Source organism: Cryptosporangium minutisporangium (assembly GCF_039536245.1).
Classification (GTDB): domain Bacteria; phylum Actinomycetota; class Actinomycetes; order Mycobacteriales; family Cryptosporangiaceae; genus Cryptosporangium; species Cryptosporangium minutisporangium.
The window spans coordinates 150,538-165,340 of record NZ_BAAAYN010000011.1; the positions used below are offsets into that span (position 1 = coordinate 150,538).

At 71.9% G+C, this 14,803-nt stretch carries 11 protein-coding genes and 1 riboswitch; of the genes, 6 read left to right on the top strand and 5 right to left on the bottom strand.

All coding sequences use genetic code 11. The features are described 5' to 3' along the window. Nucleotides 1-10: 10 nt before the first annotated feature. Nucleotides 11-130, top strand: a riboswitch (SAM riboswitch). 32 nt (nt 131-162) lie between these two features. The 3 genes from ABEB28_RS08980 (at nt 163) to ABEB28_RS08990 (ending at nt 2,436) form a co-directional block, all read left to right on the top strand. Further along, a complete protein-coding gene (locus ABEB28_RS08980; protein ID WP_376981407.1) occupies nt 163-1,443 on the top strand; it encodes an aminotransferase class V-fold PLP-dependent enzyme in 1,281 nt (426 codons plus the stop codon). Nucleotides 1,444-1,528: 85 nt separating this feature from the next. Then, nucleotides 1,529-1,882, top strand: coding sequence for a YciI family protein (locus ABEB28_RS08985; RefSeq protein ID WP_345727518.1), 354 nt, complete (start codon nt 1,529-1,531; stop codon nt 1,880-1,882). Between the two features lie 92 nt (nt 1,883-1,974). Beyond that, nucleotides 1,975-2,436 carry a DUF309 domain-containing protein gene (locus ABEB28_RS08990; RefSeq protein ID WP_345727519.1) on the top strand — a complete coding sequence of 154 codons (462 nt, stop codon included), beginning with the start codon at nt 1,975-1,977 and terminating at the stop codon, nt 2,434-2,436. Between the two features lie 6 nt (nt 2,437-2,442). On the opposite strand, the gene ABEB28_RS08995 is transcribed toward ABEB28_RS08990, so the two are convergent. Then, nucleotides 2,443-4,698 carry an ATP-binding protein gene (locus ABEB28_RS08995; protein WP_345727520.1) on the bottom strand — a complete coding sequence of 752 codons (2,256 nt, stop codon included), beginning with the start codon at nt 4,696-4,698 and terminating at the stop codon, nt 2,443-2,445. 128 nt (nt 4,699-4,826) lie between these two features. On the opposite strand from ABEB28_RS08995, the gene ABEB28_RS09000 reads away from it, so the two are divergent. Together ABEB28_RS09000 and ABEB28_RS09005 are read left to right on the top strand one after the other, a co-directional pair. Next, entirely contained in the window at nt 4,827-7,343 is a 2,517-nt protein-coding gene (locus ABEB28_RS09000) for an aminotransferase class I/II-fold pyridoxal phosphate-dependent enzyme (protein ID WP_345727521.1), read from the top strand. 34 nt (nt 7,344-7,377) lie between these two features. Next, nucleotides 7,378-8,928: a response regulator gene (locus ABEB28_RS09005; RefSeq protein WP_345727522.1), complete on the top strand. Its 1,551-nt coding sequence runs from the start codon at nt 7,378-7,380 to the stop codon at nt 8,926-8,928. A gap of 24 nt (nt 8,929-8,952) precedes the next feature. Here ABEB28_RS09005 and ABEB28_RS09010 read toward each other — a convergent pair whose 3' ends face one another. Continuing rightward, entirely contained in the window at nt 8,953-9,897 is a 945-nt protein-coding gene (locus ABEB28_RS09010; protein WP_345727523.1) for a hypothetical protein, read from the bottom strand. A 146-nt stretch (nt 9,898-10,043) separates the two neighbouring features. On the opposite strand from ABEB28_RS09010, the gene ABEB28_RS09015 reads away from it, so the two are divergent. Further along, nucleotides 10,044-11,330 carry a methyl-accepting chemotaxis protein gene (locus tag ABEB28_RS09015; protein ID WP_345727524.1) on the top strand — a complete coding sequence of 429 codons (1,287 nt, stop codon included), beginning with the start codon at nt 10,044-10,046 and terminating at the stop codon, nt 11,328-11,330. Here ABEB28_RS09015 and ABEB28_RS09020 read toward each other — a convergent pair. Genes ABEB28_RS09020 through ABEB28_RS09030 form a run of 3 tightly spaced genes read right to left on the bottom strand, consistent with a single transcriptional unit; the run spans nt 11,308 to nt 14,695 of the window. Next, nucleotides 11,308-12,633, bottom strand: a complete 1,326-nt coding sequence (locus ABEB28_RS09020; RefSeq protein ID WP_345727525.1) for a hypothetical protein — start codon at nt 12,631-12,633, stop codon at nt 11,308-11,310. The genes ABEB28_RS09015 and ABEB28_RS09020 overlap by 23 nt on opposite strands. A gap of 11 nt (nt 12,634-12,644) precedes the next feature. Beyond that, the gene (locus ABEB28_RS09025; protein ID WP_345727526.1) at nt 12,645-13,874 is read right to left on the bottom strand and encodes a hypothetical protein; all 1,230 of its coding nucleotides are present in this window, start codon (nt 13,872-13,874) and stop codon (nt 12,645-12,647) included. After that, entirely contained in the window at nt 13,871-14,695 is an 825-nt protein-coding gene (locus ABEB28_RS09030) for a hypothetical protein (protein WP_345727527.1), read from the bottom strand. Before ABEB28_RS09030 ends, ABEB28_RS09025 begins: the two co-directional genes overlap by 4 nt. Between the last annotated feature and the right edge of the window lie 108 nt (nt 14,696-14,803).

Sequence of the window (14,803 nt, forward strand, 5' to 3'; positions counted from 1 at the left end):
AGTCCGGGCAGGTCATGAGCGCCAGCGCCAAGCCCCGGCTCGCTGGCCGGCAACCCTCCTCGGTTCGCGGTGGGGTGCCCCGGGTGAAGACCTGGCCCGGCCGCGTTCCTGCGGCGGGCAAGCGCGGACCTTGCGGGGTCCCCTGTACTCGGAGTGACGCCTATGCTCGCCACGGTGACTCTCGCCCCCCACCCCCAGGCACTTCGCGTCCTGGGTGACGACCTGCCGGTAACGCTCACCGACGGCACCGTCACCCAGCACGTCAACCTCGACTACGCGGCCACCGCACCCTGCCTGGCCGCCGCCGCGGACGCGGTGAACCAGCTCCTGCCCTGGTACGCGAGCGTGCACCGCGGCGCAGGTGCGGCCTCGCAACGCTGCACGCTGGCCTACGAGCGGGCCCGCCAGACGATCGGCGACTTTCTCGGCGCCCGCCCGGACGATCACGTGATCTTCACCCGCAACACCACCGACGCCTTGAACCTGCTGGCTCGCGCGCTGCCGACCGGGACGACGGTGGTCGGGTGGGCGGGCGAGCACCACGCGAACCTGCTGCCGTGGGGCACGGCGCGGGGCACGGCGCGGTCGCTGCCGGTGCCGCGGACGGCCGGCGAGGCGGTCGACGGCCTGGACGCCGCCCTGACCGGGCTGTCCGGTCCGGTGCTGGTCACGGTGACCGGCGCCTCGAACGTCACCGGCGAGGTCTGGCCGCTCGCCGAGCTGACCGACGTGGCGCACCGGCACGGTGCTCGCATCGCCGTGGACGCCGCCCAGCTCGCACCGCACCGCCCCGTCCTTCTGGCCGAGTCCGGCGTCGACTACCTGGCACTCTCCGGCCACAAGCTGTACGCACCGTTCGGCGCAGGTGTGCTGGTCGGCCGCGCCGACTGGCTGGACGCCGCCGACCCGTACCTCGCCGGGGGCGGCGCCACCGCGTTCGTCGCGGCCGACGCCGACGGATCCTTCGCCGTGGACTGGAACACCGGGCCCGCGCGGCACGAGGCGGGCACCCCCAACCTGCTCGGAGCGGTCGCGATCGCCGCGGTCTGCGAAGCGCTGGGCGAGGCCGACCGGGATGCATTGACCGCCCACGAGGACGCGCTGGTGCGGCGTCTCCGCGAAGGGCTGGACGCGCTACCCGGCGTGGGCGAGCTGCGGACGTTCCCGGCTGGGCACGACCGCGTCGGCATCGTCAGCTTCGCGGTCGCCGGAGTGCCGGCCGCCGACGTCTCGGCGCAACTGGCGACCCGGCACGGCATCGGCGTCCGGGACGGGCTGTTCTGCGCTCACCCGCTGTCGCAGCGGCTGCTCGCCGACGCGTCCGTGCGGGTCGGCGCGGGCCTGGGAGCGTCCGCGGTGCGGGCCAGCGTCGGTCTCGGCAGCACCGAGGACCACGTCGATCGGCTCCTGCTCGGCGTCGCCGAGCTCACCCGCGGACGATGACGGCTTCCGCCCAACCGGGGGTAGCGGCGACCAGGATTCGCCGATCGCGGTCGGGTGGGTGGCGGACAGCCGATAGGGTGCGCGAATGTTCGTTGTGACACTTACGTACGTCGCTGATGTCTCCGAAGTGGACGCCCAGATGGACGCCCACCTGGAATGGCTCGACAGTCAGTTCGCCGATGGGGTTTTTGTCGCGTCCGGTCGCCGGGTGCCGCGCCACGGCGGCGTGATCCTCGCGGTCGGCGTCGAGCGGGAGGAGCTGAACCGGCGCCTCGCCCTGGACCCGTTCGCGGAGAACTGCCTGGCCGACTACACCGTGGTGGAGTTCGACCCGACGCGGGTCGCACCCGGTTACGAGAAGCTGCGCTCCGACTCCGCGACCGGCGCGTCCGGCGTGGCGGGGGTGCCGCCCCGATCGGCGTCCCAGCCCGAGGCGTAGCGCCACCCCTCCGCACCGGCCGCCGGCGCGAGCGCGCTGTCGTCGCGGACAGCGCGCGAACGCCGGATCCGGCGGCGCGGCAGGATGGTGACATGACTAGCGACGACCGGGATCGCGACGACCTGGGGCGACCGCGGCAGGCCCGGCCGCGGGACGCGCTGGGGCGTCCCCTCCCCTACGGCGACCCGCGGGGCGTCCCTCCGGTGTCGGAGGAGCCGTTGCCGCCGCCGCAGGCGCTCGCCGAGGCCCAGCGACTGCTGACGAGTGGGCGTGCGTTCTCCGCCCACGAGGTGCTGGAGGCGGCCTGGAAGGCCGCGCCGGAACCGGAGCGCGAGCTCTGGCAGGGCCTGGCGCAGTTCTGCGTGGGCCTCACGCACGCACAGCGCGGCAACCGGGACGGGTCGGCCCGGCTACTCGCCCGGGGAGTGGCCCGCTTGCGTCCGTACGCCGACGCACCACCGCACGGGGTCGACGTACGCGGCCTCCTCGACTGGTACGACGCCCACGGCGCCGCCCCCACCGAGGCAGCCCCGCCCCGTCTCTCCGGCGGCTGACGTACCTCAGCCGACGTGGTGGTCGACCTCGCCGAGCAACGCGTGGACGTCGATCGGCTTGGCGAGGAACGCGTCCGCGCCCGCCGCCTTCAGCCGCCGCTCCGCCCCACCGGAGACGTCGGCGGTGACCACGACGACCGGGGTCCGGCGCAGCACCGGGTCCGCGTGGTTGCGGACCGCCGCCAGCACCTCGTCGCCGCTCATCTCCGGCAGGTGGACGTCGAGCAGGACCAGCGCCGGTCGTAGCTCCTCGACCAGCCGGACACCGGACGCGCCGTCGGGCGCGACGACCAGGTGGAGCTTCTCGCGTTTCCTGAGCACCCGCTGCACGAGCGTGACGTTCGCCGGATTGTCCTCGACGTAGAGCACGGTGGTGGTGGCGAGCGACGGTCCGTTCGGGCCGGCGTCGAGGACGACCGGCTGGTCGCCGTCCGGAACCGCCGCCATCGCGGGCAGGTCCAGGTAGAACGTCGTGCCGATACCCTCGATGCTGCTGAGGCTGATCCGGGCACCCATCGCGTCCATCAGGCTCTTGGCCAGCGACAGGCCCAGGCCGGTGCCCTCGACGCCGGTCCGCTCGGCGCCCAGCCGCTCGAACGGCACGAAGACCTCGTTCAGCCGGTCCGCCGGGATACCGATGCCGCTGTCGGCGACGGTGATCCGCAGCCAGTCGGCGAGCTCGGGCGCGACCCGGTTCCCGCGGTCGTCGGCCGGGTGGTACTCCACCGTGACCTGGCCGTTGGGCCGGTTGTACTTCACCGCGTTGGAGAGCAGGTTGATCAGCACCTGACGGAGCCGCTGCCGGTCGGCGCGGGCGATCATGCCGACGTCGGCCGTGGTCGGCCGGACCAGCGCGACGCCGGTCTCGTCCGCCTGCGGACGCATCAGGTTGAGGCATTCGTCGACGACCGCCTCGACCCGGACGTCCTCGACCGAGAGGGAGAGCCGCCCGGTCTCGATCCGGGCGACGTCGAGCGCGTCGTTGATCACCGCGAGCAGGTGCCGGCCGGCCCGGACGATCTGGTTGAGGTTGTCGGCGTCCTCATCCTCCAGCTCGACGAGTTCGAGGAGCTGGGCGAATCCGAGGATCGCGTTGAGCGGGGTGCGCAGCTCGTGGCTCATCCGGGAGAGGAACTCGCTCTTCGCCCGGTTCGAGCGTTCGGCGCGATCGCGGGCCTGCTCGGCGCGGTCGCGGGCGGCGTTCGCGTTCAACGTCTCCTGGTGGCGCTCGGTGACGTCGTGCAGCGTCCCGCCGAAGCCGATCACCTCGCCGGCCGCGTTGAGAATCGCCTTTCCCTGCACCTCCATCCAGCGCGGACGGCCGTCCTTGTCGAGGAACCGGACGTCCTTGATCGTGCGCTGAGCCTGGTCGCGCATGCCTTCGACGAGGTGCTCTGCGGCGACCTGGTGGTCGTCCGGGTGCACCCGGTCCATCGCGTTCCGGCCGATCATCTCCTCGGCCGGGATGCCGGTCAGCTTGCTCCAGGCCTGGTTGATGTAGGAGATCCGGCCCAGCATGTCGACCTGGACGACCACCGACCCGATCTGGTCCAGGATCGCGCGGGCCTGGCTCTCCGCCGTCGCGTCCGTGGCGAGCGTACGGCGGCGGGCGATCGCGGCGCCCATCAGCGCGCCGGCGCCCACCACGATGTCCCCCCGCTCGCTGGAGTTGAGGTTCTCGACGACCGCGCTCTCGTTGAGCAGGCCACCGATCCGCAGGGCGGCGACGACCAGTCCTCCGTTCGCTACCGGTACCAGGACGGCCGGGCCGCCGAGGCTGGTCGCGTCGACGATCGGGCGCCCCTCGTCCAGGCGCTGCCACTGCTTGTCACTCAGGCCCGGCGCGGCGCCGATGCCGGGTGAGCCGGCCGGCAGATCGGGAACCGGAGCCGGTCCGGCCGCCGGTGTGAGCGGCGGAGGAACCGACGCAGCGTGGACGCCGGACGCGGGCACCGGCGGCAGGCCGGGGGTGAGCCCCGGTGCGTCCGCCAGGCTGGCGGGCTCCGGCGCGGGCTCCGCGTCGGCGAGGGGAAACGGCTCCGTCGGACCGGGGTTCGTCGCCGGGCGGACGACCAGCTCACCCCTCCGGCCGCCGACGAAGGCGGCCACCGCCACCACCGACAGCTCCAGCCCGCTGTCGAGCGCGGCCACCGAGGACGCGGAGAGCAGCGTTCCGACCTCGACCAGTAGCTCGACGCCCGTTCGGTCGTCGGCGCCGTGCGCCGCAGCCGAAGGAGCCGGTTCCGTTGTCCGGTTCGTCACATCCACCCGATCGGCAAGCGCACACGGTTGCTGAGCGGGTTGCGACCTGGTTATACCCCTCAATCCCCAAATGGGGCCGCCGATCTGCGCCGAAGCAATCACCGAGACGACAAGGGAGCCAGATCGCCATGCCGACCGCCGCTGACGTATTGCGCGCCGTTGACGACGTCATCTCCGACGGCGTTCGCCGCGGGATGCTGCACAACGTCGCCGAGGACGATCGGCTCGACGGCCGGATCGTCACCGTCCGCGGGCGCCGACTGATCAACTTCGGCTCCTGCAGTTATCTCGGGCTCGAGACCCACCCCGCGCTGGCCGAGGCGGTGACCGACGCGGTCACGCGGTACGGCACCCAGTTCTCGTCGTCCCGCGCCTACCTCTCCTCCCCCGCGTACACCGAGGCGGAGACGCTGCTCAGCGAGGTGTTCGGACGGCCGACGCTGATCACGCCGAGCACGACGCTCGGGCACCTGGCGGCGATGCCGACGCTGATCGGGGCGAACGACGCGCTGTTGCTGGACCACCAGGTCCACGCCAGCGTCCAGACCGCCGCGAAGCTGGCGCAGGCCCAGGGCACGCTGGTCGAGCTGGTCCCGCACAGCGACCTGGAGGTCCTGGCCGCCCGGGTCGCCGAGCTGTCCCGCACCCACGACCGGATCTGGTACGCCGGCGACGGGCTCTACAGCATGTACGCCGACTTCGCGCCGGTCGCGGCGCTGTGCCGGCTGGTCGAGGAGTTCCCCAAGCTCTGGCTCTACCTCGACGACGCGCACGGCGCGTCCTGGACGGGCACGAACGGCAGCGGCCACGTGCTCGACCGGCTCACCCCGGCGGCCGCGGAGCGCACGCTCGTCGCCGCGTCGCTGAACAAGTCGTTCGCCGCCGCCGGTGGCGCGCTCACGTTCCCGAACGAGGAGCTGCTCCGCCGGGTACGCACGGTCGGCGGTCCGATGATCTTCGCCGGCCCGGTGCAGCCCCCGATGCTGGGCGCCGTGATCGCGTCCGCCCGCTGGCACCTCTCGCCCGCCCTCGCCGAGCGGCAGGAGCGCCTGGCCGCGTCGATCCGCCTATTCAACAAGCTGGCCGAGGAGCAGGAGCTCCCGCTCGTCTCGGTCGACGAGTCGCCGATCCGGTACATCGCGGCCGGCGGGCCGCCGGTCGCCTACAACCTCACCGGCCGGCTGCTGGAGGCCGGGTTCTTCGTCGACACCGCGTCCTACCCGGCGGTGGCCGCGAAGCGCTCCGGCGCCCGGGTCACGCTGACCTACCACCACACCGACGCCGACATCGTCGCGCTCGTCGACGCGATCGCGGCCGCGCTGCCGGCCGCGCTGGCCGACGAGGGCAGCTCCCAGGAGGAGCTGGTCAGCGTGTTCTCCCGGCAGCTGGCCGGGCGTCCGGTGCGGCTCCGGTCGGTGCCTGCCGCACCGCCGGTCCTGCTCCAGATCGCGGAGCCCGCGCCGTCCGACGAGGCCGAGCTGCGGCTGGAACGGCACGACACGATCGAGACGATCGAGGCGGCCGAGTGGGACCGGATGCTCGCCGGGCGCGGCGCGTTCGGCTGGGCGGCGCTGCGGACGTACGAGCGCGCGTTCGACGGCGACCCGGCGTCCGACCCGCACGGCTGGCGATTCACCTACTGGATCGTGCGGGACTCCTCGGGCGCCCCGGTCGCCGCGACGTTCTTCACCGCGGCGTGCTGGAAGGACGACATGCTCTCGTCCGTCGAGGTCTCGACCGAGGTCGAGCGGCGGCGCGCGGACTTCCCCATGTACCTGACGTCTACCGTGGTCGGAATGGGTACCCTGATCACCGAGGGTGACCACCTCTGGCTCGACCGTCGCGCGGACTGGCGGGCGGCCCTCCGGCTGATCCTGACCGCCGCTCGCACCGAGGAAGAGAAGAACGCCGCCTCGGCGCTGGCGCTGCGCGATCTGGAGGACGACGGTTCGCCCGAGGCGCAGGAGCTGCACGACTTCCTGGTCGGCGAGGGCTTCCTGCGGCTGCCCACGATGCCGACCTGGGAGCGTGAGCTCGACTTCGCCGACGACACGCAGTTCCTCGCCGGGCTGGCCAAGAAGGCCCGGTACCACCAGCGCACCGCGGTGCTGGGCTGGGAGGGCCGGTACCGGGTGACGAACGTGGTCGGCGGCACCGAGGCCGCGGCCGCGCTCACCACCGCCGAGCGCGACCACCTCTACCGCCTCTACCGGAACGTCCACGCCCGTAACCTCGAGTTGAACGTGTTCCCGCTGCCGCGGCGGCTGTTCGACGAAGTGCTGGCCGCGCCGTGCTGGGAGCTGGCCCTGCTGCACTTCACCGACGGTGCCGACGGGCCGACCGACCGGCCGGTGGCGTTCGCGCTGCTGTACGTCGGACCGGAGCACCTCGCGCCGGTGTTCGTCGGCCTCGACTACGCCTACGTGAAGTCGCACCGCAGCTACCAGCAGACGCTCTGGCAGACGTTCCGGAGCGCGCAGCGTCGCGGCGCCAAGCGGCTGCTGCTGGGTATGAGCGCCGACTTGCAGAAGACACGGTTCGGAGCGCGATCCCGCCGTCGCGTGGTCTACCTGCAGCCGACCGAGCAGTACCAGGCGGACGTCTTGAACCAGCTCACCGAGGCGATCGCCACCCAGGCCGCCTGATCCACTCGGCGCCCGACACCCGGAACGAGGACCCATGAACCCCGACACGTCCGCGGAATCATCCGCGGATTCGATCGCCCGACTACTGTCCAACAGCCTCACGTTCGGCATCCGGACGCCGCTGCACTCGCTGCTCGGCTTCGGTGAGCTGCTGGTCATGTCGGGTCTCGACGAGAGCCAGCGTCAGCTGGCCGAGCAGGTGATCAGCGGCGCCGAAGAGGTACTGGCCGCGTGCAACCGCATCGGCGCGCTGCTCGGGGTGCTCTCCACCGGCCGCGGGACGTCCGCACCGGCCGCCCGGACCTTCGATCTGCCGGAACTCCTGGGCGAGGTCACCGCCGCGGTCAGCACGACCACGGGGGTGGGGATCCAGATCGACCCGCGGATCCCGTCGGCGCTCTCCGGCGACCGGGACGCGCTGTCGGACGCGCTGTCCGAGCTGGTCACGAACGCGGTGGCGCACGGCCGGTCGCCGATCGCGATCTCGGTGGAGCGGGCCGGGCACGCCGGTCCGGACGGCCTGCCGATGCGGTTCTCGGTCACCGACGCCGGGCCGGGACTGCCGGCTCACGTCTGGGCGGGGCTGCACTCGGCCCGGCCGACGCCGCCCGCGGACGGCCGCCGCTTCGGGCTGTACCTCGCCCGGCTGCTCGCGGACCGTCTCGGCGGGCGGGTCACCGCCACCCGGGGCTCGGCCGGCGGCACCGCGGTCACCCTTTCGGTGGCGTTGAAGCCGGCCGACACCGCCGTGCCGGGGGCGGCGGTGCGGGCGGTGGCCAGCCGGATGGGTCTGCGGGTGCTGCTGGTCGAGGACAACACCGTCAACCGGATCCTCGCGCAGCGGCAGTTCGCCCGGCTCGGGCACGCGCTGGACACGGTGACCACCGGTGCGGCCGGGATCGCCGCCGCGATCCAGGGCGACTACGACGTCGTCCTGATGGATCGGCACTTGCCCGACATCGACGGGATCGAGACGACCCGGCGGATCCGCGCGGCCGAGGACCAGATGGCGGTCCCCCGCCGGGTCCGGGTGATCGCGGTGACCGCGGACGTCTCGTCCGACACCCAGCAGGAGTGCCTGGCCGCGGGCATGGACGGCTTCCTGCCGAAACCGGTCGACCTGGAGCGGCTGCGGGCCGCGCTCGCCGCGGTCACCCCCGGGACGGAGGGTTCCGCCGCACCGGCCGAGCTCGAGTTGCCGAACACGCCCCTGCCGGCCCAGCTGGAGGTCGACGTCGCCGTCATCACCCGGCTGACCGAGGAGCTGGAGGGGGACCGGAACGCGGCGATGACGCTGCTCCGCGCGTACCTGACCGAGCTGCCCGGCCGACGACTGCGGTTGCAGGCGGCGATCCGGCGGTCCAACACCCGCCAGACCGTCGCGGCCGCCGACTCACTGCGGTCGGCGAGCATCACGGTCGGTGCGGTGCGGGTGGCGCGTGCCTGCACGCGGATCGGCGCGGCGGCCGAGACCGGCGATCTGCTGGCCTGCCACAGCCAGTTGCCGGAGCTGTTGGAAGCCTGCAACAAGGCGGCCGCGATGCTCGGTGGCATGGTCGGCGCCCGGGACGCGCTGCACGTCTGACCGGACGCCCTGCACGCCGGACCGCTAAGGGACGACCCAGGCGGTGAGCTGGGCAGCCAGCGTGCCGTCGGCCTCGACGGTCTGGACGTGCAGCCGGACCAGTTTCGTCGAGAGGCCCTGCGGCTCAGCGGCGAGCCGCGAGGTGAGGACGCAGACCGTCGTGCCGGGTGTCGGCGAGACCCAGCCGACCCCCGGGTCGGCTCGGATCGCGTTCGCGCACTCACCGGCCGATGCCTGCGGGTCGGTCACCACCGCGAACCGCGACGACTCGTCGAAGTCGAGGTGGAACCCGTCGGCGCAGTTGCGGTAGGCGGCGTCGGCGCCGGTCGGCGGGAGCACCCGCGGCTCGTCCAGATCGACGTCGGTGCCCTCGCAGCTGCTCGGCTGCGCCCGCACGAGCTGCTCGGTGTAGGCCAGCTCGTAGTTGGATCGCGGATCCAGGCGGTCCGGGTCGAGCGTCGACCCGGCCGCGGGAGCGGACGGTGGGGCGGAGGCCGGGGCAGGCACCACTGCCTGCTGCGATGCGCCCGACGTCGGTGCCGCGCGGGCGTCGGCCGCGGCGCTGGCGGCTTCGCTCGCCGCCCGCTCGGCGGCGACCTGCGCCGTGCTCGCCCGCCCGACGGCGACGACCCCGGCGACGGTCGCGACGCCGCCGATCAGCAGCGCGAGGACCGCGAGGCCCAGGGCGACCGCGGGCAGCCCGGCCGGCGTCGTTCCGGACCACCGCTCGGGCTCCTCGCCGGACGCGAAGTGCCGCCCGGACGACGTGTCGGACACACCGGTGAACCCCAGGAACCCGGACTCGTCGGAAAGTTCGTCCGACGTCTCGCGGTCGGTCGTAGAGGGCAGATCGGAATCGGTGACCGTGCGCCCGTAGACCGTCGCGGATCGCCCGTAGAGCGTGCCGGGGCGAGTGTAGGAGGTCGCGGGAGACTCGTGCCCGTCGGACGATCGCGGCGGCGCGGCCATCGAGAGGTTCCTCCACCCGGAGATGCGACGGATAAATACGACCCAATTCAACCTATTTGCCGTAGTATGACACGCCGTCGAACAGTCCATGGCGAATGGAGCGCAGGGATGCTCAGCACCACCCCGGTGACGCCGATCACACGGGTATGACCTCGCTGCTGGGACAACTCCCGCGAGGAGGACGCCTCTCCGACGAGTCGTGGGCCGCCCGCCACCGCATCCTGCTCCGCCTGCTCTGGGGCCACGTACCGGTACTCGTACTGGTCGGCCTCCTCGGGCCGATGGCCACCTGGGAGGCGTTCGCGCTCCCCGCAGCGATCGCGGCACTCGCGGTCGGCGGCGGCAGCGCCGACGCACCGAAGACGCGCGCCGCGCTCACCAGCGTCGGGCTCATCGCCTGCACGTTCGTCGCGATCGAGCTCACCGGCGGCGAGATGGCCGCCCACATCCACCTCTACGCGATCCTGATCTTCGTCGCGCTCTACCAGCAGTGGACGCCGCTGCTCTGGTCCGTCCTGGTCATCCTGATCCACCACGGCGCGCTGGGCCTGCTCGCACCGGAACGGGTGTTCGGCGCCCACACCCACACCGGCGAGGCCGTCCTGATGGTCGGTGTCCACGCCGGTCTGGCCGTGCTGGAGATCGCCGGCATCGTGATCTTCTGGCACTTCGCCGAGCAGGCCGAGCGTGAGGTCGAAGTGATCGCCGCCGTCGCCGACCAGGAGCGCCGCGACCGCGACCTGGCCGCGCAGGAGTCCGCCGCCCGCCAGGCGGAGGCCGACCGGCAACACGGCCTGGAGGCGGTCGCGCTCTCCGAACGTCTCGCCGCGGACGCCGCGGAGATCGGTGCCGGCGCCCAGCTGGCGCTGGACGCGCTCGGAGCGGTGGGCGCCGAGCTGGAGCGGTTGTCCGGCACGGTCCACGACGTCGCCCGGCGCTCCGCCGACGCGTCCGGGACCGCTGCGGCCGGCCAGGAGACGGCCGCCGCCGCCAGCGAGCGGGTCCAGAACCTGGAGCGGTCGGTGGGCGAGATCGCGGAGGTCAACGCGCTGATCGCGCAGCTCGCCGGGCAGACCAACCTGCTGTCGCTGAACGCCACGATCGAGGCCGCCCGCGCCGGGGACCTCGGCAAGGGCTTCGCCGTGGTCGCCAGCGAGGTCAAGCAGCTGGCCAACGAGACCGCGTCGTCGGCAGGCGAGGTGAGCCGGGTGATCGCCGCGATCGTCGGTGAGACCGAAGCCGTGGCGCAGAGTTTCACCTCGACCGCCGCCGTCGTGGAAACGGTCAAGACCCTGCAGGACGACATCGCCAGCGCGGTCGACGAGCAGGGCGCGGCGCTCGCGGAGGTCACCCGTCAGCTGAACACGGCGTCCCAGGCGTCCCGGGAGATCCTGGTCGGCCTCGACCGCCTCACGACCGCTGCCCAGCCCTGACGCCCGCCCGCTGTTCGGCTCGGCCAAACTGGGCGTTCTGCGCCGCGATCGCCTTCGCGAGTCGCCGCTCGAGCAGCTTGGGATGGCGACGTCGGACTAGGTCCCGGGCAGGGCCCAGAATCGTCAGGTCGAGCTTCGGCCCGCGGCCGGCCCGGCCCGACCAGTGATCGGGCGGCCACTCCGGGCCGTCCAGCGGCAGTCTCAAGGTCCCGCGGTAGCCGCGCTGTCCACGTTCGTCCAGCATGCCTGCGCAACTCTCGTCCAAGATGCGCCGCGCCTCATTCTCGGCCTGGACCACGGCGGCCCGATAGGTATGCCACTCGACGGTGTGAGCGGCCACCGCGTCGTTGGCGCGTTTCCGAACTGTCGCCGCCTCACGGTGCACCCGACGCATGAGGCGTTCGGCCTCCCTTCTGCTGTCCGCATACGGATTGTGCGCCAGCACCTTCAGAGCAACCGTCGCCACGCTAAGAATCAGCAGCAGCAAAACGAAAATCGGCATAATCCTGCCGAGTTCCGGAAAATCGCGCGTCGCAAGTGCCGCCCGGATGTAGCCGAACAGGCCGAGCAGCCCGAGCAGCCCGATGGTCAGCAGGAAGGGCACGGCCAGTCGGGGCCAGGGTAGGTCCTCATCAGCCCGCTCCTCGCGCTCCGGGCGCCACTCCCAGAACAGCCGCTTCGTGGCGGTCCAGGGCGTGAGGCGTCCACGGAACGGTCGTCGGATTACCCGCTCGCGGTGGCGGAAGAGGTTCTCGGCCAGCATCGTGCCGGTGACGAAAAGTGCCAGGGCCATGCCGATGCCCGGCAAGTAGGCCAGGTAGTAGACCGCGTCGTCGGACCCGACGTTGAGAATCTGCTGCACCACCAGACCTACGAAGGCTCCATCGAAGATGGCGCTGGCGATCAAGGCAGGCCACACGAGCCACGAAGGAACTCGTCGGCGCTGCCGGCTCTCCGGTCCGTCGGCCGCGTGCCGCCGGGCGACCTTTTCATCCAAGGCGACGGCGCGTCGAATCGCCGAGTCGGCCGAGTACCGAGTGACGCCGTCGATGGCGTGCGCGGCGTCCTGGTAGGTCGCCGACATGGCCTGCGATGTGGCGCGTAGCCCTTCATGCGCGCGAGCGAGGGAGGAGTTCGCGCGAGTGAAGGCACGGAGTAGCTCAGCTGCTTCGGCGTCATCGACCTGCTCGACGGTCGGCTCAGGTGGCAGCGCACTCAGGGCCTGGCTCGTGCACGGCAGCGGAGCAGCCCACGTCGTGTTCGTCCGAGTGCGCCAGCCGTCCTGTGTAACCGTTTCGCTCATCCGTCCGCCTCTCAGGAGGTCCCGACCACGATGTCGACCCGCCGGGAGCACTCGTCGGGACTAAGTCGCTGAGACAGCGCCGCATCCGGACAGCTCCGGGTGACGCCGAGCCCACGGCTGGAGACCACCGGTACCTCATGACCCCGGAGGAAATCGCCGACGCGCTCGGCGCGCCCTTGGGAGAGTCGCTGGAGGAACCCTGGCTCCCCGTGCGGTGCGGCATAGCCGTTGACCTGCACCCAATCGGCCGCCCGGATCGATCGGGCGATCCTCGTCAGTTCGGCTTCACCGTCCCGCCGCAGGGTGGCCGAGTCACCGTCGAACAGCGCCGCTCCCGGAACGGGGTAAACCCTCACCCGACCGGCCAGCGCAACGACGGGATCGTCGACCGTCGGGCTCGGTGCCGGCGTCGACCCCGTCCCGGACACCGGCTGATCCTCGACTCGGCACGACCGGGCGGTCCCGCGTACGCACAGCGTCTTCCACAGCGTCGTCAGCCAGTCCGTACGTGCGTCCGGTGACATCGGATAGCCGGGGCCCGAGTGCCCGACGCCGATGATCGAGAGGTCGATCCTGGAGAGGTCTCCGGGCTGCAGTGACTTCTTCCTCGCGCACCTCTCGCCGATGGCGGTGATCTCTGCGTCCGTCCACCGGTCGATCGCGGTCAGATCGGCGCAACCGGCGGTGGAGAGGCCATCGGTCAAGATCACCAGGTGCCCTCCGCGTGAACCTCGATCGATCGCACCGGCTCCGAATCGGATCGCTTGGAGCACGTCGGTTCCGGCGGCCAGCGGCGTCGCCCCAATCGCCGGCGTGGCCTCGCGAGTGAGGCAGTCGACGGCGTCCGACCGCCTGCGCTGCTGATTGTGTTCGTTCCCCACGTCCCGCTGCCAATCGGTCGACCGGCCGGTCACCACCCAGGCGAGGTCGCGGGACGTGCCGCTGAAGCTTGCCACCGACACGGCGTCGCGCCGCCCGACGGCGTCCTGCACGACCTTCTGAAAAGCCTGGCGATAGTGCGGAGCTGGACCGCCCGTCTCCGGATTGCCCGCTGCGCTTCCCCGCGTCGAGTTCGAAGCGTCCACGAGAATGACCGTGCGGCCCGCCGCCGGCGTCGGCGAGCTCATCCATCGGCATCGGTCGGTCTCCGACTGCTTCGACAGGTCACCGATCCCGCAGCCGGTGGTCCCGACGAAAACCGCCAGCAGCACAGCGCCCGCCAACCATCGCGCGGCGGTCATCCGTCGGCTGCCGCGTCGAGCTGCACGGGCACCGAGACGTCATCCACGCTGAGGCCCAACTCCTCGCAGAACAGCTCGATGGCCCGGTCGTAGGCCTGGGCGAACTCGTAGAGTCCGACGCGCCGGTGATCGTCCCGCGCGCTCCCCAGCACCGTGACCAGGTCCGCGCCGCGCTGCCATCGGAACTGGGAGAGCGCATCGGCCACCTGGGCGAGACGCTCATCGGCGAGCTGGGCCGCGAACGGCAACAGGAAGCGCCGTCGTCTCATCTCAGCTCGGGCCCGCTTCCTCTCCAGTTCCGCCCGCCGGACGGGATCTGCGTCGGTTTCCTCAGCGAGTGGCGGAGCTCCCTCGAACGTTCGAAGGGTGTCGAGCCAGAAGCGAGTGCGCTCCTCGGCCAACGCCGCCCGCGCCATCTCACCGCGGTGGCGTTCCTCCTCCTCGGCGCGGGACAGGCCCAGCGGCTCCAGATGCTGGCGGAGCCGCTGGTCCATCAGGACTCGTACGGTCGGCTCGCAGCGGACGGTGCCGTACCTGTCGTCCTCGTAGCACAGGCCACCGGCGAAACAACGGTTGATCTCCCGCTCCACATCGGCGATGGAGGTGGGCTCGTGTCGGCGCCCGATCTCCCAGGCCGACCGCCGGACGGTGGAACGGGCGGTAGCCGCATGCTGATGGCCAAACGACTGCAGCTGACCGTAGGTGTGGGTCGGGCTCGACCACCTGAGGTAGACGAAGAGGCAGAAGTCAAAGACCTGACCGCCCGCCGGCACCAGCAGCGGGATCAGTGGATCGGGCGAGTCGCAAACCGTGTCAGTCACCGGTTCGGAGGGCCCCTGTGAACGCCAGATCGACCGGAGCCAGCCTCGCAAGCCTCCTGTGTCCGCCACGGGACGTTCCTTTCTGACCGGAGCAACCCTCGCGGACGC

Coding starts and splice junctions, on each gene's coding strand:
- ABEB28_RS09020 (WP_345727525.1), bottom strand. CDS start 12,633: ATGAGCGAAACGGTTACACAGGACGGCTGGCGCACTCGGACGAACACG.
- ABEB28_RS09025 (WP_345727526.1), bottom strand. CDS start 13,874: ATGACCGCCGCGCGATGGTTGGCGGGCGCTGTGCTGCTGGCGGTTTTC.
- ABEB28_RS09000 (WP_345727521.1), top strand. CDS start 4,827: ATGCCGACCGCCGCTGACGTATTGCGCGCCGTTGACGACGTCATCTCC.
- ABEB28_RS09010 (WP_345727523.1), bottom strand. CDS start 9,897: ATGGCCGCGCCGCCGCGATCGTCCGACGGGCACGAGTCTCCCGCGACC.
- ABEB28_RS09005 (WP_345727522.1), top strand. CDS start 7,378: ATGAACCCCGACACGTCCGCGGAATCATCCGCGGATTCGATCGCCCGA.
- ABEB28_RS08990 (WP_345727519.1), top strand. CDS start 1,975: ATGACTAGCGACGACCGGGATCGCGACGACCTGGGGCGACCGCGGCAG.
- ABEB28_RS08985 (WP_345727518.1), top strand. CDS start 1,529: ATGTTCGTTGTGACACTTACGTACGTCGCTGATGTCTCCGAAGTGGAC.
- ABEB28_RS08980 (WP_376981407.1), top strand. CDS start 163: ATGCTCGCCACGGTGACTCTCGCCCCCCACCCCCAGGCACTTCGCGTC.
- ABEB28_RS09015 (WP_345727524.1), top strand. CDS start 10,044: ATGACCTCGCTGCTGGGACAACTCCCGCGAGGAGGACGCCTCTCCGAC.